Below are 17,095 nucleotides of genomic sequence, written 5' to 3'. Positions count from 1 at the left end.
CGCCATCAGCCGCGCGTGACGCCGGAGACGTCGTGCAGGTAGCCGATGCGACCGTCTTCGTGACGGACGACGAACGCGTCGCCGCGGTCCTCGATCACGAGCGCCCACGCGGTCGGGCCGATGCGGAACACGGGGATGCCGATCTCGTCGACGACGTCGCGCTCCTCGGGCACGAGCGCCCAGAATGCCTGGTGCTGCGGAGCGGTCGCCGCAGCGGGCTCGACGGTCGATGACGGGTTCTCCACGTGCTCGAACGACTCGCGTGCGTGTGCGGGCTCCGTGGCGCGGGGCTCCTCGACGACGTCGCGGTCGGCGGCGATGATCTCGTCCGGCGCGACGACGTCGGTCTCCTGGCGGTCGACGGGGAGCACCGTGGTGGTGAAGTCGTCGGATGCCCGAGCCTCGGCGGGCCGCTCATCGACGCGGGTCTCTCCGGGAGCGCCGTAAGCCCCGGCCGGAGCGCCGTCGAAGACGCCCTCCGTGTACGGGGCGCCGGCGGCGTAGGGGGCGGCCTCGGCGTACGGCGCGGGCTCGGCTTCTTCGGCGGGCTCAGGACGCACCGGCGCGGGCCGCGGCGAAACCGGACGGACGGGGCGCGCGTTGCGGTGTGCGGGCACCTCCGGCCGGTCGCGGAAGTCCTGCGCGAACGGAGCGATGAACGGGGCGAAGGCGGTCAGCAGCACGCCCGCCAGCATGAGGAAGAACTCGACCCACACGACCCAGGTCGCGAGGAACTCACGGTGGTTGGCCAGCGTGATGAACGAGTTCCAGATGATGGTGAGCCACAGGACGGTGGCGACCGAGAAGGCGACGGATGCGAACTGGTCGATGCCGAGCGATCCGACGCGACGGATGCCCTGGGGCGAAAGACGGCGGAGCACGACGAGGAAGACGGCCACCGTCGGCACACCGATGGTGAGCACCCAGTCGATGCCGCTGCTCCAGACCGAGGGCCCGCTTCCGACCTCGCCGTAGATCGGGAAGAACGACACGACGAACGCGACGATCCAGGTTCCCGCGAGGGCGACCTCGCGGATGGAGAACGGCCCGACCCCGTACTGCGGCGCCTCGTCGGCCGCCGGCGCTTCGTCGGTGGGCCCGCTCTGCTGCTCGTCCGTCACGATCTTCCCTTCCGGCGGGCTCCCGAGGCCCGCGTCGACCTGATATTACCCACGGCGCATGAGACGCCGATGAGACCACGCGAGACGCGGCGACATCCGCCGCCGCGACCGCACCTGTCCGTCAGCCGAGGCACTGCGGCCCCAGCAGACCCTTCAGCTCGCCGTACAGATCCGGCGTGATCCGCACGGTGTGCGGCACCTCGAAGACCTTCGCGACGGCGCCGCTGTGGAGCTTGAGCGACACCTCGGTGTCGCCCGCGTGCCGGTTGAGCGTCTGCAGCAGCTCGCCGATGAGCGCCTCGCTCGCGCGACGCTCGGGCATGAGCAGAACGAGCGAGCTCGACTCGTCCATCGCCCCGAGGTCGGGGGTGAACGCCGACTGCGCGTGGAGGTTCATGCCGTCGTCGCGCCGCGACACCCGGCCCCGCACCACGAGGATCGAATCGGGTTGGAGCATGTGCTGGAACTCGGTGTACGTCTTGCCCATGAACATGACCGTGATCTCGCCGTCGAAGTCCTCGACGGTGATCATGCCGTAGGGATTGCCGCTCTGCTTCGCGACCCGATGCTGCACGCTCGTGACGAGCCCGGCGATGGTGACCTGGTCGCCGTCGCCGACGTCTTCCGAGGCGAGCAGGTCGTGGATCGTGGTGGACGCGTGCTTGGCCAGAGGGATCTCGAGGCCGGCGAGCGGGTGATCCGACACGTACAGGCCCAGCATCTCGCGCTCGAACGCGAGCTTGTCCTTCTTCGTCCACTCGGGCCGCTCGGGCACCTTCGCCGCCTGCTGCGGCTCGTCGTCGCCCCACAGCGAGTCGAAGTCGAAGCCGACCTCGCCGTTGGCCTCGCGGCGCTTGTCGAGCACGGCAGCCTCTGTCGCGTCCTCGTGGACCTCCATGAGCGCGCGCCGGGTCGAGCCGAGGGAGTCGAACGCCCCCGCCTTGATGAGCGACTCGACCGTGCGCTTGTTGGCGACGTGGACTGGAACCTTGGAGAGGAAGTCGTGGAAGGACGTGAAGGTGGTGTCGGTGCGCGCCTCGACGATCGCGTCGACGACGTTGGCGCCCACGTTGCGCACGGCGCCGAGGCCGAAGCGGATGTCTTCATCGACGGCCGCGAAGTAGCGGATCGACTGCCCGACATCGGGCGGCAGGACCTTGATGCCCATGCGGCGGCACTCGTTCAGGTAGACCGCCATCTTGTCCTTGGAGTCGCCGACGCTCGTGAGCAGGGCGGCCATGTACTCGGCGGGATAGTGCGCCTTCAGGTACGCGGTCCAGTAGGAGACGAGGCCGTAGGCCGCCGAGTGCGCCTTGTTGAAGGCGTAGTCGGAGAACGGCAGGAGGATGTCCCACAGCGCCTGGATCGCCGCATCGCCGAACCCGCGCTCCTTCATTCCTCCTGAGAAGCCCTCGTACTGCTTGTCGAGCTCGGACTTCTTCTTCTTGCCCATGGCGCGGCGGAGGATGTCGGCCTGTCCGAGCGAGAAGCCGGCGACCTTCTGCGCGATGGCCATGACCTGCTCCTGGTAGATGATCAGGCCGTAGGTCGTGTCGAGGATGTCCTTCAGCGGCTCCTCGAGCTCGGGGTGGATCGGCGTGATCTCCTGCAGCCCGTTCTTGCGCAGCGCGTAGTTGGTGTGCGAGTTCGCACCCATGGGTCCGGGCCGGTACAGGGCGATGACGGCGGAGATGTCTTCGAAGTTGTCGGGCTTCATGAGGCGCAGGAGCGACCGCATGGGCCCGCCGTCGAGCTGGAACACGCCGAGCGTGTCGCCACGGGTGAGGAGGTCGTACGCGGGACGGTCTTCGAGGGCGAGGTGTTCGAGGTCGAGCTCCTCACCGCGGTTGAGCCGGATGTTGTCGAGCGCGTCCGAGATGATCGTGAGGTTGCGCAGCCCCAGGAAGTCCATCTTGATGAGCCCGAGGGTCTCGCACGACGGGTAGTCGAACTGCGTGACGATCTGGCCGTCCTGCTCGCGCCGCATGATCGGGATGATGTCGAGCAGCGGCTCCGACGACATGATCACGCCAGCCGCGTGGACGCCCCACTGGCGCTTGAGGCCCTCGAGTCCGAGGGCCCGGTCGAACACCGTCTTCGCCTCGGGGTCGGTCTCGATGAGCGTGCGGAACTCCACCGCCTCTTTGAAGCGCGGGTGCTGCGGGTCGAACATGCCGTCCAGCGGCATGTCCTTGCCCATCACGGGCGGCGGCATCGCCTTGGTCAGGCGCTCCCCCATGCTGAAGGGGAAGCCGAGGACGCGGCCGGCGTCCTTCAGCGCCTGCTTCGACTTGATGGTGCCGTACGTCACGATCTGCGCGACGCGCTCGGAGCCGTACTTCTCGGTGACGTAATCGATCACCTCGCCGCGGCGACGGTCGTCGAAGTCGACGTCGAAGTCGGGCATCGAGACGCGGTCGGGGTTGAGGAACCGCTCGAAGATCAGGCCGTGCTCGAGGGGGTCGAGGTCGGTGATCTTCATCGCGTAGGCGACCATCGATCCCGCACCCGAACCGCGTCCCGGCCCCACGCGGATGCCGTGGTCCTTCGCCCAGTTGATGAAGTCGGCGACCACCAGGAAGTACCCGGGGAAGCCCATCTGCAGGATGATCCCGGTCTCGTACTCGGCCTGCTTGCGGACCTTGTCGGGAATGCCGCCGGGGTACCGGTAGTGCAGGCCGCGCTCGACCTCTTTGATGAGCCAGCTGTCTTCGGTCTCGCCGTCGGGCACCGGGAAGCGCGGCATGTAGTTCGCCGACGTGTTGAACTCGACCTTGCACCGCTCGGCGATGAGGAGCGTGTTGTCGCACGCCTCGGGATGGTCGCGGAACAGCTGACGCATCTCCTGCGCGGTCTTGATGTAGTAGCCGTCACCGTCGAACTTGAACCGGTTGGGGTCGTCGAGCGTCGAGCCGGACTGCACGCACAGCAGCGCGGCGTGCGCGTCGGCTTCGTGCTGGTGCGTGTAGTGGGAGTCGTTGGTCGCGACGAGCGGGATCTCGAGATCCTTCGCGAGCCGAAGCAGGTCGGACATGATCCGCCGCTCGATCGGCAGCCCGTGGTCCATGATCTCGGCGAAGTAGTTCTCCTTGCCGAAGATGTCCTGGAACTCCGCCGCCGCCGCGCGCGCGGCGTCGTACTGCCCGAGCCGCAGGCGGGTCTGCACCTCGCCGGAGGGGCAGCCGGTGGTGGCGATCAGCCCCTTGCCGTACGTCTGCAGCAGCTCACGGTCCATGCGCGGCTTGAAGTAATACCCCTCCATGCTCGACAGCGAGCTCAGCCGGAAGAGGTTGTGCATGCCCGCGGTGCTCTCGCTCCACAGGGTCATGTGGGTGTACGCGCCCGAGCCCGAGACGTCGTCGCTCTTCTGCTCGGGCGTGCCCCACGCCACACGCGACTTGTCGCTGCGATGCGTGCCCGGGGTCACGTAGGCCTCGAGCCCGATGATCGGATTCACGCCGGCGGCCTGCGCGGCCCGGTAGAACTCGAATGCGGCGAAGGTGTTGCCGTGGTCGGTGACCGCGATCGCCGGCATCCCGTACTCGGCAGCGGCCTGCGTCATGGCGCCGATCTTGGCCGCCCCGTCGAGCATCGAGTACTCGCTGTGAACGTGCAGATGGACGAAGGAGTCGGATGCCACGTCTTCGAGTCTACGAACGGCCGGAGACACTCCCGCCGGCCTCGCCGGGTGTCCGCCGACTCTGGCGGGAAGGTCGCTTCACCCTCGAGTCGAGGGTGAAGGTTACCCCTCGGCGCCGGCGTTCATCTTCATGTCGAAGATAGACCTGGCGCGACTCAGAACTCCTCGTCGAGGGCGTACTGCCGCTGCCACGACTCCGGCCGCTCGATGCCCAGTCCGTACAGGAAGCGGATCAGCTGACCGTGGTGCTGCGTCTCGTGCTCCAGGAGCGCGAGGGCGTAGGTGAAGGACGTCTCGTCCTCGGCGTCGAGCCCCGCGATCCACGCGTCCACGTCCGACGCGGTCTGCGTGAAGGCGGCGCGCAGGGCTGCGGCATCCGTCGTCTCCTCCGCAGTGACGGGACTCGTGAACCCCTGCCACTCCCCCGCCCGGGCGGCACGCGGGTAGCTCTCGCGCGCGCCGAGCACGCACCACAGCTGATGGCCGAACGTGTCGGACGGAAGGTCTGCCAGGCGCGAGCCGAGCTGGTCGGCGGTGACCGCGTCGACGACGTCGAGGTAGAGGGTGTTGGCGCGCGCGAGGCGGCGACGGAGGAGTTCGTTCACGCGTCCCAAGCTAGAGGTCGCGTCGCATCAACACGCGCGGAAACCCCGACAGCACCGACTCGGTGTCGGCGGCCTTGACGAATCCGGCCTGCTCGAACAGGCGACGGGTGCCGACGTACGCCATCGTGAGATCGACCTTCTCACCGCCGTTGTCGACCGGGTACCCCTCGAGCACCGGCGCTCCCTGATCGCGCGCGAACTCGACGGCGCCGTCGATGAGCGCGTGCATGACGCCCTTCTTGCGATGGCCCGGCCGGACACGGAAGCACCACAGCGACCAGGCGTCCTGTTCGTCGACGTGGGGGATCTTGCGGAACGTCGCGAAATGGGTGCGCGACCGGGGCGCGACGGCCGCCCAGCCGACGACCTCGTCTCCGTCGTACGCGAGCACGCCGATCGGGCCCTCCTCGTCGATGAGCCTGCGCACCCGCTCAGCGCGCTCGGGACCCTTGAGCGCGAGGTTCTCCTTGCTGGGGATGCGGTAGCTCAGGCAGAAGCACACGTTCGACGTGGGCTTCTTCGGCCCGACCATCGTCGCGACGTCTTCGAACACCGTGGCCGGACGCACTTCGATCGCCATGACGACACTCTGCCCGAGGCATCCGACATCCCGCATCGGCGTCGGCACGTCGGCGTCCCGTGTCCGCAACACGGTCGGCATCACGTGTCGGCACCTCGGTGACCCGCGCCGGTGCCGGGCCGACCGCCCGTAGGGTTGACGCATGCCCACCCCTGACTTCGTGCTGGAGCTGCGCAGCAAGGTCGGCACCCATCCCCTGCCGCTCGTCGGAGTGACCGCCGTCGTGCTGCGCGACGGCAAGGTGCTGCTCGGCCGGCGCAGCGACAACGGGCACCTCACCCCCGTCACGGGCATCGTCGATCCCGGGGAGGAGCCCGCCGACGCGGCGGTGCGCGAGACCCTCGAGGAGGCCGACGTGGTGTGCCGCGTCGAGCGCCTGGCGTGGGTACATCAGATCCCCCGCGTCACCTACGACAACGGCGACCAGAGCGACTACCTCGACATCACGTTCCGCTGCAGCTGGGTGTCGGGCGAGCCGTATCCGGCCGACGGGGAGATGACCGAGGTGGGCTGGTACGACGTCGCGGCGCTCGGCGAGCTCGTGCTGCCCGACATGCGCCGCCGCATCGAGGCCGCCGTGGCCGACGACGCTCTCGCCCGCTTCGAGGGCGGTCGCTGAGCCCGCGGACTCAGTCGCCGCGCAGCACGTCGAGCGCGTGGGCGAGGTCGGCCGGGTAGTCCGAGGTGAACGTGACCCACTCCCCCGTGGTCGGGTGCTCGAACGACAGCTCGCGCGCGTGGAGCCACTGCCGGGTGAGGCCGAGGCGCGCTGACAGCGTCGGGTCGGCGCCGTAAAGGGGGTCGCCGACGCACGGATGCCGGTGCGCGGCCATGTGCACGCGGATCTGGTGCGTGCGCCCGGTCTCGAGGTGGATCTCCAGCAGGGAGGCGCCGGGGAACGCCTCGAGCGTCTCATAGTGGGTGACGGAGTCCTTGCCGTCGTGGGTGACGGCGAACTTCCAGGAGTGCGACGGATGGCGGCCGATGGGCGCGTCGATCGTGCCGACGAGCGGGTCGGGGTGTCCTTGCACGACGGCGTGGTAGATCTTCTCGACCTCGCGCTCTTTGAAGGCGCGTTTGAGCGCGACGTAGGCGCGCTCGGTCTTGGCGACCACCATCAGTCCGCTGGTGCCGACGTCGAGGCGGTGCACCACGCCCTGACGCTCGGCGGCGCCCGTCGTCGCGATGCGGAACCCGCCGGCCGCGAGGGCGCCCAGCACCGTGGGACCCTCCCAGCCGAGCGAGGGGTGGGCGGCGACGCCGGAAGGCTTGTCCACGACGACGATGTCGTCGTCGTCGTACGCGATACCCAGTTCGGGCACGTCGACCGGGATGACCCGGGGCTCCTCCTTCGGCGCCCACGAGACCTCCAGCCACGCGCCCCCGCGGAGCTTGTCGGACTTGGCGAGGGTGCGTCCGTCCATGGTCACGCCGCCGGCCTCGGCCATCTCTGCCGCGAAGGTGCGCGAGAAGCCGAGCATCTTCGCCAGCGCCGCGTCGACGCGCGCGCCGTCGAGGCCGTCGGGAACGGGCAGGCTCCGCGATTCCACGTCAGAGCTGGGCGCCGGAGCCGGAGCGTCCGTTGTCGTGGCCGGGCTCGCGACCGGCCTCGTACTCCTCGGCCTCGCGCTCCGCCTCCGCCTCCACCGCGCGCTGCTCGCCCTCGCTGAGGGGAGGCAGCCCGCGCTCGGCGGCGGGGATGCCGGCGTCGGGGTCGGCCACGGGGAACTCGTCGCCGAATCCCTCCACCGTGCCGCCCGACGCGAACTGGTCGCCCTCGGCGCCGAGGAGCGTCTCGTCGCCGGCGCTCTCGTTCTCTTCCTTGCGGTCGTTGTCGCGCGTACCGTCCATGTGAACCCCCACGAGTACCAGCAGTGCGATCGCGATCATGTCGCACACGATGAAGATGTCGGCGACGTTGTAGATCGCCGGTGACATGCCGGGGAAGAACCACATCCACGGCGTGTTGATGAAGTCGACCACGTGGCCGACGCCGAAGCCGGGATCACGGAACAGCCGGTCGGTGAGATTGCCCAGCACGCCGCCGAGCAGAAGCCCGAGCGTGACGGCCCACAGCCGCGAGCGCACCCGGGTGGCGGCGAGCCAGCCGATGACCACCGCGACCACGGCCAGCGCGATCGTGAAGATCCAGGTGACCTCCTCGCCGAGTGAGAAGGCGGCGCCGGGGTTGCGCGTGAGATAGAAGCTCAGGAAGTCCCCGAGGACCTCGACCGGCTCCTGGTAGGGAAGGTTCTCGAGGGCGAGGTACTTCGCCAACTGGTCGGCGGCCAGCACCAGCACCGCGAGGATCGCGATGATGGTGCCGGCCGCCGCCTGACGAAGGGGAGGTCGGCGCGTCAAGGCCTAGAGGCCCAGCGCCGAGACCGGCTGTGCGCCGGACGTCGTCGCCGAGGTCTCGAGGTCGCGCAGCTTGCCCTCGATGTAGCTGCGTAGCTGGGCGCGGTAGTCGCGCTCGAAGTTGCGCAGCTCGGAGATGCGGCCCTCGAGCACGGTGCGCTCGCGGTCGAGCTTCGCGAGCTCCTCGCGACCGCGGGTCTCGGCCTCGGACACGATCGACGCGGCCTGCGACTTGGCGTCGGAGATGAGCTGGTCGCGCTGGGCGATGCCCTCGGCGACGTGCTCGTCGTGCAGACGCTGAGCCAGCTCGATGATGCCGGCGCTCGCGGCGGGGGCGGCGCCGGTGGCCGGGGCGGCCTCGGCGACGGGGGCGGGAGCCGGCTCGGCGGCACGCGCGGGAGCACCACCCGACTCGTACGCCGCCAGCTTGGCCTTCAGCTCCTCGTTCTCGGCGAGGGCCTTGCGCCACTCCACGACGATCTCGTCGAGGAAGTCGTCCACCTCATCCGGGTCGAAACCCTCCTTGAAGCGGACGTGCTGGAACTGCTTGGTGACGACGTCATCGGGGGACAATGCCATGGTGATTCCTCTTTCGAGCGTCTGGTCGCTGGCCGATGTCGGGGCGGCCGCCGGCTGGCGGCCGTTCGTATCAGCAAAGCATAGTCATCGGTTCTGAGAGTGTCGAAGACGACCGGCGGGTCGGGTCGGGAGCGCCTTCAGCCCGCGAGCGTGCGGGTGACGCTGAGCAGGATGAAGCACAGCAGCATGGTCAGCGCGAAGCCGAAGTCGATCGCGATCGCGCCGACCCGCAGGGGCGGGATGAAGCGGCGGAACAGCTTGATCGGCGGGTCGGTGACCGTGTAGACGATCTCCGCGGCGACCAGCCCGGCACCGCGCGGGCGCCATTCGCGGTTGAAGAACGGGATCCAGTCGAGGATCAGCCGGGTGAGCAACACGAAGACATAGAGCAGCAGCGCGAGATTGAGGATCGCTGCGATGAGTTGGACGACTGCCACGTAGCCAGATTACGGCTGCGCGAACGGAACCGACTCCGGATCCGCCTGTGCGACCGCCCCGTCGCCCGACACGGCGACGTTCTCGGGCGACAGCAGGAACACCTTGCTCGTGACACGCTCGATGCGTCCGTAGAGCCCCAGCGACAGCCCGCTCGCGAAGTCGATGAGGCGGCGCGCGTCGGCGTCGCTCATCTGCGACAGGTTGATGATGACGGGGATGCCGTCACGGAAGTTCTCCGCGATGATCTGGGCGTCCCGGTACTGCTTGGGGTGCACCGTGAGGATCTCGTTGATGGCCGTGGGCGCGGGCTGGCGCACGACCGCCGGCCGGTGGATGGGCGTCACGGGAGCGGCGGGCTTCTCGACGACCTGTTCGGTCTTGCGAGCACGCGGCTGCGGCGCCGGCTCTTCGTAGACCTCTTCCTCGTCCGCGAGTCCGAGGTACACCATGGTCTTCTTGAGCGGGTTCGACATCTGATCCTCCGTAGTGCTCATCTGTTCCGAGGTTAACCGCGTTCTGGTCTGGGGCCGGTGATTGCCGATCCGATCCGCAGGTGTGTCGCGCCCGCGGCGATCGCCTCGGCGAAGTCCGCGGTCATGCCCGCGGAGATCCAGTCGGCGTCGGGCACGACGCCGCGCACGACGCCCGCCAGCCGGGCGAGCCGCTCGAAGGCGGGGGCCGGCGGTTCGTCGAGCGGGGCGACCGCCATGACTCCGCGGACGCGGAGAGAAGCGAGCCCTGCGGCGTGCGTCGCGAGGCTTTCGAGCTCGTCGGGAGCGACACCGCCGCGGCCGGGGTCGTCCGTCAGGTTCACCTGCAGCAGCACGTCGAGCGGGGCCTCCCCTGGCTCGGCGGCCGCGTGCAGCGCGTCGGCGAGGCGCGCGCGGTCGAGCGAGTGGACGACGGATGCCGCGCCCCGGATCGCCCGCGCCTTGTTCGTCTGCGCCTGTCCGATGAAGTGCCAGCGCAGGCCGGCGAGGGGTCCGACCTCGCCGACCTTGCGGCTGAACTCCTGCTGCCGGTTCTCCCCCACGTCGCGCACACCGAGGGCGTACAGCTCCTCGACGAGCGCGGCGGGATGGAACTTCGTCACCACGATGCGGGTGAGCTCGGACGGATCGCGGCCCGCCGCGCGTGCGGCATCCGCTATCCGCTCATCGATCGCCGCGAGGCGCTCCGCGAGCACTTACTTGAGGAAGTCGGGGATGTCGAGGTCGTCGTCGCTGAAGGCGGTGTCGTACGACGACTCCGTCACCGCGCCGACCGTGACCGGCACCGCGGGCTGCTCGACGACGTCGCGGTCCTTGGCCGCCTCGTCGGCCGGCGTGACCGGCAGGGCCGGAGTCGAGACCACGCGGGCGGCCGCGATCGGCTCGATGCGCGCCTGCGGCTCGCCGCCGTCGAAGCCGGCCGCGATGACCGTGACGCGCACCTCGTCGCCGAGCGTGTCGTCGATCACCGTTCCGAAGATGATGTTGGCCTCGGGGTGCGCCGCCTCCTTGACCAGCTGGGCGGCGTCGTTGATCTCGAAGATGCCGAGGTTGGAACCGCCCTGGATCGACAGCAGCACGCCGTGCGCGCCCTCGATCGAGGCCTCCAGCAGCGGCGACTCGACGGCGAGCTCGGCGGCCTTGATCGCCCTGTCCGCCCCTCTCGCCGAGCCGATGCCCATGAGGGCCGACCCCGCCCCCTGCATGACCGACTTCACATCGGCGAAGTCGAGGTTGATGAGACCCGGCGTCGTGATGAGGTCCGTGATGCCCTGCACACCGGCCAGGAGCACCTGGTCGGCGGTGGCGAACGCCTCGATCATCGAGATGCCGCGGTCGCTGATCTCGAGGAGCCGGTCGTTCGGCACCACGATGAGGGTGTCGACCTCTTCCTTCAGTCGAGCGACGCCCGACTCGGCCTGCTGCTGGCGCCGGCGGCCCTCGAACGAGAAGGGCTTGGTCACGACACCGATGGTCAGGGCGCCGATCGACTTGGCGATCTTCGCGACCACCGGGGCGCCGCCGGTGCCGGTGCCACCGCCCTCGCCCGCCGTCACGAAGACCATGTCGGCGCCGCGCAGCGCCTCTTCGATCTCCTCGGCGTGGTCTTCCGCGGCGCGGCGACCCACTTCGGGGTCGGCACCTGCGCCGAGCCCTCGGGTCAGTTCGCGCCCGACGTCGAGCTTGACGTCGGCGTCGCTCATCAGCAGCGCCTGGGCGTCGGTGTTGATGGCGATGAACTCGACGCCCCGCAGACCGAGCTCGATCATGCGGTTGACCGCGTTGACGCCGCCGCCGCCGACGCCGACGACCTTGATCACGGCGAGGTAGTTCTGGTTCTGGCTCATGCCGGCCTCCGTAGCCCTGGACCTTCTAAACCTTCAACCTCTAGTAGAGGTATAAAGAATTGCCCGGTATGCAATTCCTCGACTCGAAAGTAAGCGGACAGCGCGCCGAGACCCGGACCGCATCGGCGTGTCGCGGCATCCGGTCGCCAAGTCGGCCTCTGCGGTGCACGCGCCGAGCGCGCGCTGAGCGGGCGCCGAGCGCGTGCCGAGCGCGCGCGAGGTCAGCGGACGACGACCGCCTGGGGCGAGGAGACGTCGTAGGAGTAGACGTCCGACGGCGGGCGCGCGGCCATGGTGGCCTGCAGCGCCACGGCCTTGTCGGCGGAGTTCTCGGCACTCCCCCACACGACCTGCGTGTTGGTGCCGCCGAGGGAGAGGGTAACGTCGTCGGGCGTCGAGGCGGTGACCTCGGTGACCTGCGCGCGGATGTCGGCCGGGAGCGACCGCATCACCTGGCCCGCCGCGGTGAAGGCGTCGGAGTCGACGCCGCCCGTGATCGTCAGCAGCGGCGTGCCGGCGCTCGGCGTGGCCGTGGTCGACAGCGCGACGCCTGCCGCATCGACGAGGGTGTACCCGGCGCGGGTCTCGACGAGGCCGACGGGCGTGCGCTCGACGATCCGCACCACCAGCTCGTGCGGCGGCCGGGCCTCCAGCGCGTACGTCTCGATCAGCGGGAAGGCGATCAGCTCCGCCTTGACGGCGCTCTCATCGACGAGCGGCAGCGGCGTGCCGAGCTGCCCCGACAGCGCCGCAGCGACGTCGTCCTCGGCGAGCTGCTGCGCGCCGACGACCGAGATCTTCTCGACCCCGAACAGGGGGCTGTACGCCGCGCCGACCGTGCCCAGGGCGAGGAAGAGGACGGATGCCGCAGCCCCGACCCAGACCGCTCGCCGGCGTCGCTGTCGCACGGTGAAGCGGCGGACCTCGGCGCGCAGCGCCTTGCGCCGGGCGCGGGCGGCCTTCCACACCTCGCGGAACCCGACCTCACCGGCAGGTGATCCGTCGGCGTCATCCGCCGCCTCCACCGGTTCCGCGCTCTCGGACGAGGTGTTTCCGGGCAGCGGCTTCGGCGCACCGGCGAGCCCCGGGGTGAGCGGGATGACCGGCGCCGGGTCCGTGTCGTCGGAGCCCGGCCCGGAGGCGAGTGCTGCGGCATCCGTCTCCGCGGCGTCGGGACTCGCCCCGCGCGGACGGCCGGCGCTCTCGAGCGGATCCGGCGTCAGCTCCCCGCGCGCGCCCGTGAGGTCTTCGGCGTCGCCTTGGTTGCGAGTCGCCCGCTTCGACGCGCCCACCTCCGCCGTGCCGCGCGAGGCGACCGGCGGCTGCGGCAACGGCGAGGGACGACGCATGCGGGCTACTCCGCGCCGCTCTTCGCCGGTGCGGCGCCCGAGCGGCCGAGCGCGTCGAGCACCTGCGGGATGATGAGGTACACGTTGCCGCAGCCGAGGGTGATCACGTAGTCGCCGTCGCGCGCGACCGACGCGGTGTAGTCCGCCGCCTCCTGCCAGTCCGGCACGAAGTGCACGTGAGACGGATCGTCGAACGCGCCGCTGACCAGTTCACCCGTGACGCCCGGAACCGGGTCTTCGCGCGCGCCGTAGACGTCGAGCATGACCGTGTGGTCGGCGTACTCCTCGAGCACCTGTGCGAACTCGCGGTACATCTCCTGCGTGCGGGAGTAGGTGTGGGGCTGCTGGATCGCGATGATGCGCCCGTCGCCGACGACCGTGCGCGCCGCCGACAGGGCGGCGGCCACCTCGGTCGGGTGGTGCGCGTAGTCGTCGAAGACGCTCACCCCGCGCTCGACGCCGTGCAGCTCGAAGCGGCGGACCGTGCCCGCGAAGCCCTCGACCGCACGCACAGCGGGCTCGAGCTCGTGGCCCAGCGTGAGGAGCACCGCCACCGCGCCGGCGGCGTTGATCGCGTTGTGGGCGCCGGGCACAGGCAGGCGCGCTTCGACCGTGCTGCCATCGTGGGTGATGCGGAACGCCACCGGGCCGTCGGTCACGATGTCGCTCACGCGCACGGTCGCGTCGGGCGCCTCGCCGAAGGTCACGACACGACGGTGCGTGAGCTGTTCGGTCACGAGCTTCGCCCCGGAGTCGTCGGCCGAGATCACGACCGCCTCGCGGGCTTCGTTCGCGAAGCGCGCGAATGCGGCGTAGAACGCCTCGCGGGTGCCCCAGTGGTCGAGGTGGTCGGGGTCGACGTTCGTGATGAGCGCGATGGAGGTGTCGTAGAGGAGGAAGGTGCCGTCCGACTCGTCGGCCTCGATGATGAAGAGCTCGTCCTGACCGCTGCCGCTCGAGACGCCGAGCTGCGCGATGACCCCGCCGTTGACGAACGTGGGGTCGACTCCGAGGTCGCGCAGCGCCGTCACGATCATGCCGGTCGACGTGGTCTTGCCGTGCGCGCCGGCGACGGACACCAGACGGCGACCGCCGATGAGCCAGTACAGCGCCTGCGAGCGGTGGATCACGTGCAGCCCGCGCTCCTTGGCGAGCACCAACTCAGGGTTCTCCGGCCAGATCGCCCCGGTGTGCACGACGGTGTCGACGTCGTCGCCCAGATTCGCGGCGTCGTGCCCGACATGCACCGTCGCACCGAGGGCGGCGAGCTCCCGCAGCGCCGTGCTGTCGGCGCGGTCGGAGCCCGACACGCGGATGCCGCGCGCGAGGAACATACGAGCGAGTCCCGACATGCCGGATCCGCCGATTCCGATGAAGTGGGCGGCGGTGATGTCGTCGGGAATGGGGAGACTGAGATCGGGTCTGATCATGACCGGTCAAGTCTAAGTTGGGCGACGGATGCCGCGGCCCCGGCGCGCTGGGCCGCTCGGGGCTCGACCGCACACTTTGTATTGACACATTGATACAGAACCCGGCACAATCGAGCTATGGACGTCGACCCGCCCTTCGCCCTCGCCTTCAACGCCGCCTTTCTGGCCATCCTGCTCGTCGTCTTGACGATCATCGCGATCTCGGTCTCAGCTCGTCGCGCGGCCTACGCCGCGGCAGACCGTTTCTCGATGCGGGTGCGCCTGCCCTACGGCACCGAGGCGACTCGTGAATCGGTGGCGCGACGCCTGCGCACCGGGAGCATCGCGACCTCCCTCACGATGGTCGTGACGACCTTTGCTCTCTCCCCGCTCCTTCTCACGCCGGTGGCGACCACCGTCACGTTCATGTTCATCGTCGTCATGGTGATACTGGTGGCGACCGGTCTGGTCTCGGCGGTCGTGAGCATCCGCGAGCGACTGTTCCATCCGGCGCCCGCGGCACCGCGCATCGCTCGGCCACGCGCGTTGCGCACTGCCGACTACCTCGGCCCCTTCCCCCGCCTGCTGCCGTGGATCCTCGGCGGAATCGCGACGGCGGCGGTGGGACTCATGGTCGTCCGACGTGCGGCGCGACCCGAGGATGTGGAGCCGGCGTTCGCCGCGACCGCCGTCTTCGCCACGATCGGGGCGGTGGCTGTGTTCGTGGCGATGCCGTTCATCGAGCGCCGGGTGCTTGCACAGCCGCAGCCTGCCAGCGACACTCTCGAGCTCGCCTGGGATGACGCGCTGCGCACGACCGCGCTCGGATCGGTGCGGCTCTCGGCGGCGCTCACCGCGTGGATGGCGCTCGCGCTCGCGCTCGGCGCGGTGTGGATCGGTTCGGACGCGCTCTTCAGCTCGTTCGCGCAGCAGCTGCCCACCTGGGGAGTGATCGCCCTGACCTTCGTATACCCGAGCAACGGCCGACGCCTGCGCGGTGATCTCTATCCAGACTGGCTCGGCCGGCCTGCTCCGACTTCAGCGGAAGGTGCACTGTGATCGTCATCGACCCGTCCTCCCCCGTTCCGCCCTTCGAGCAGCTGCGCGCCGGGCTCGTGGACGCCGTCGCGTCGGGCGAGCTCGCGCCGGGCGCGCGGCTGCCCACGGTGCGGCGCCTCGCCGACGACCTCGGCATCGCGCCGGGCACGGTCGCTCGCGCGTACCGCGAGCTCGAGGCATCCGGGATCATCGAGACCCGCGGCCGCAACGGAACATTCGTCGCCTTCGACGCCGACCCCGCGCGTCAGCAGCTGCAGCGAGCGGCGGCGGCCTTCGCGGCGCAGGTGCGCGAGCTGCGGCTCGACGCCGACGAGGCGCTGGCGATGGTCACTGCGGCGCTCCGCGGTACTGAGCCCACAGCCTCCGCCCTCGCCTGACGCTCGGTGCCGAGATCAGGACATCTGTCGAGGACAGGAGGATTTCGCGCAGATCATCCTGCGTGCGCGAGATCTCCTGTTCTCGTACCCGCTGGTCAGCGCGCGAGTGCCTCGTCGATCATCGCGACCACGTTCTCGGTGCCGTTGCGTGTGCCGACGGATGCCGCAGCCCGCGTCATCGCGGCGCGCCGCGCCTCGTCAGCCAGGAGCGGGAGCACCTCGGAGCGCACGCGGTCACCCGTGAACTCGGCATCCGGGATCAGCACCGCCGCTCCCGCGCGCACCGCGGACGAGGCGTTGAGCGCCTGCTCACCGTTGCCGACCGCGTACGGGACGTACGCCGTCGGGATGCCGAGCGCGCTGATCTCGCTGACCGTCGCGGCGCCGGCGCGCGACACGATGAAGTCGGCGAGGGCGAACGCGAGGTCCATGCGGTCGACGTAGCGCAGGACGGCGTAGCCGGGCACACCCGGGTCGGCGAGTTCGGACCGCTCACCGGTGACGTGCAGCAGCTGCCACCCCGCGTCGATCACGTCGCGCCAGGCCGCCCCGTGCCCCTCGCCGAAGGCGGCATTCAGGCGCTGCGCGCCCAGCGAGCCGCCGAACACCAGCAGCACGGGCTTCTCCGGGTCGAGGCCGAAGTGCGCGGCGGCGTCTGCGCGCCGTGCGTCGCGGTCGAGCGTGACGATCTCACGGCGCAGGGGCATGCCGACGACGCGCGAGCCCTTGAGCGGCGTGCCCTCGAACGCGACCCCCACCCCGGCGGCGCGGGGTGCACCGAGGCGGTTGGCGAGTCCCGGCCGGGCGTTCGCCTCATGCACCACGAACGGCACCCGCTCGCGGCGCGCGGCGACGTAGGCGGGGGCCGAGGCGTAGCCGCCGAAGCCGACGACGACGTCGACGCCGCGCTGGGCGATGTGCGAACGCACCTGGGCGATCGCGCGACGGAACTGCGCGGGGAAGGCGGCTGCCGCGGCATTCGGCCGTCGCGGGAAGGGCACCTTGTCGACGATCAGAAGCTCGTAGCCGCGCTCCGGGACGAGCCGGGCTTCGAGTCCCTCACGCGTTCCGAGCACGAGCACCTCGGCCTCGGGATCGCGGGACCGCAGCGCATCGGCGACAGCCAGGAGCGGGTTGACGTGCCCGGCGGTGCCGCCGCCGGCAAGGAGGTACGTCGTCACTCCCCGAGCCTACCCGGCCGGGCTCTCTGGGTTCGGGGCGCACCGCGGCCCCTCCATGCGC

At 70.1% G+C, this 17,095-nt stretch carries 17 protein-coding genes; 3 read left to right on the top strand and 14 right to left on the bottom strand.

Translation table 11 applies throughout. The annotated features are described in order from the left end of the window. Positions 1-5 precede the first annotated feature (5 nt). The 4 genes from IM767_RS20765 to IM767_RS07835 form a co-directional block, all read right to left on the bottom strand. Complete coding sequence (locus tag IM767_RS20765) at positions 6-1,121, bottom strand: hypothetical protein (RefSeq protein ID WP_239453196.1); 1,116 nt, start codon at positions 1,119-1,121, stop codon at positions 6-8. A 121-nt stretch (positions 1,122-1,242) separates the two neighbouring features. After that, positions 1,243-4,713 (bottom strand): DNA polymerase III subunit alpha, encoded by a 3,471-nt coding sequence (dnaE, locus tag IM767_RS07845; RefSeq protein ID WP_239453215.1) that lies wholly within the window; start codon positions 4,711-4,713, stop codon positions 1,243-1,245. Positions 4,714-4,916: 203 nt separating this feature from the next. After that, complete coding sequence (locus IM767_RS07840; protein WP_162564218.1) at positions 4,917-5,366, bottom strand: DinB family protein; 450 nt, start codon at positions 5,364-5,366, stop codon at positions 4,917-4,919. 10 nt (positions 5,367-5,376) lie between these two features. Further along, positions 5,377-5,946, bottom strand: a complete 570-nt coding sequence (locus tag IM767_RS07835; protein WP_109209274.1) for a GNAT family N-acetyltransferase — start codon at positions 5,944-5,946, stop codon at positions 5,377-5,379. Positions 5,947-6,088: 142 nt separating this feature from the next. Here IM767_RS07835 and IM767_RS07830 point away from each other — a divergent pair, with 142 nt between their 5' ends. Further along, entirely contained in the window at positions 6,089-6,565 is a 477-nt protein-coding gene (locus tag IM767_RS07830) for an NUDIX hydrolase (RefSeq protein WP_109209273.1), read from the top strand. Positions 6,566-6,575: 10 nt separating this feature from the next. Here IM767_RS07830 and IM767_RS07825 read toward each other — a convergent pair whose 3' ends face one another. The 9 genes from IM767_RS07825 to murC all read right to left on the bottom strand — a co-directional run bounded on the left by IM767_RS07825 (position 6,576) and on the right by murC (position 14,438). Next, entirely contained in the window at positions 6,576-7,496 is a 921-nt protein-coding gene (locus tag IM767_RS07825; RefSeq protein WP_109209272.1) for an RluA family pseudouridine synthase, read from the bottom strand. A 1-nt stretch (position 7,497) separates the two neighbouring features. Next, positions 7,498-8,307 (bottom strand): signal peptidase II, encoded by an 810-nt coding sequence (gene lspA, locus IM767_RS07820; protein WP_378767691.1) that lies wholly within the window; start codon positions 8,305-8,307, stop codon positions 7,498-7,500. A 3-nt stretch (positions 8,308-8,310) separates the two neighbouring features. Beyond that, the gene (locus IM767_RS07815) at positions 8,311-8,883 is read right to left on the bottom strand and encodes a DivIVA domain-containing protein (protein ID WP_109209271.1); all 573 of its coding nucleotides are present in this window, start codon (positions 8,881-8,883) and stop codon (positions 8,311-8,313) included. Between the two features lie 137 nt (positions 8,884-9,020). Then, complete coding sequence (locus IM767_RS07810) at positions 9,021-9,320, bottom strand: YggT family protein (protein WP_109209270.1); 300 nt, start codon at positions 9,318-9,320, stop codon at positions 9,021-9,023. A gap of 9 nt (positions 9,321-9,329) precedes the next feature. Further along, positions 9,330-9,794 carry a cell division protein SepF gene (locus tag IM767_RS07805; protein ID WP_109209269.1) on the bottom strand — a complete coding sequence of 155 codons (465 nt, stop codon included), beginning with the start codon at positions 9,792-9,794 and terminating at the stop codon, positions 9,330-9,332. 32 nt (positions 9,795-9,826) lie between these two features. Next, entirely contained in the window at positions 9,827-10,507 is a 681-nt protein-coding gene (locus tag IM767_RS07800; protein WP_109209268.1) for a YggS family pyridoxal phosphate-dependent enzyme, read from the bottom strand. Beyond that, positions 10,508-11,659 carry a cell division protein FtsZ gene (gene ftsZ, locus IM767_RS07795; protein ID WP_109209267.1) on the bottom strand — a complete coding sequence of 384 codons (1,152 nt, stop codon included), beginning with the start codon at positions 11,657-11,659 and terminating at the stop codon, positions 10,508-10,510. It lies immediately after the preceding gene. Between the two features lie 221 nt (positions 11,660-11,880). After that, entirely contained in the window at positions 11,881-13,008 is a 1,128-nt protein-coding gene (locus IM767_RS07790; RefSeq protein ID WP_109209266.1) for an FtsQ-type POTRA domain-containing protein, read from the bottom strand. Positions 13,009-13,013: 5 nt separating this feature from the next. Continuing rightward, the gene (murC, locus tag IM767_RS07785) at positions 13,014-14,438 is read right to left on the bottom strand and encodes a UDP-N-acetylmuramate--L-alanine ligase (protein WP_109209265.1); all 1,425 of its coding nucleotides are present in this window, start codon (positions 14,436-14,438) and stop codon (positions 13,014-13,016) included. 117 nt (positions 14,439-14,555) lie between these two features. On the opposite strand from murC, the gene IM767_RS07780 reads away from it, so the two are divergent. Then, positions 14,556-15,476, top strand: a complete 921-nt coding sequence (locus tag IM767_RS07780; RefSeq protein WP_109209264.1) for a hypothetical protein — start codon at positions 14,556-14,558, stop codon at positions 15,474-15,476. Then, complete coding sequence (locus tag IM767_RS07775; protein WP_109209263.1) at positions 15,473-15,853, top strand: GntR family transcriptional regulator; 381 nt, start codon at positions 15,473-15,475, stop codon at positions 15,851-15,853. Before IM767_RS07780 ends, IM767_RS07775 begins: the two co-directional genes overlap by 4 nt. 95 nt (positions 15,854-15,948) lie before the next feature. Here the strand turns inward: IM767_RS07775 and IM767_RS07770 are convergent, their stop codons facing one another. Further along, the gene (locus IM767_RS07770; RefSeq protein ID WP_109209262.1) at positions 15,949-17,034 is read right to left on the bottom strand and encodes a UDP-N-acetylglucosamine--N-acetylmuramyl-(pentapeptide) pyrophosphoryl-undecaprenol N-acetylglucosamine transferase; all 1,086 of its coding nucleotides are present in this window, start codon (positions 17,032-17,034) and stop codon (positions 15,949-15,951) included. Positions 17,035-17,095 lie beyond the last annotated feature (61 nt).

The organism is Microbacterium ureisolvens (genome assembly GCF_015278315.1).
Lineage (GTDB): Bacteria > Actinomycetota > Actinomycetes > Actinomycetales > Microbacteriaceae > Microbacterium > Microbacterium ureisolvens.
The sequence above is the reverse complement of the archived record's forward strand: the minus strand, read 5'-3'. Positions and strand labels throughout refer to the sequence as shown.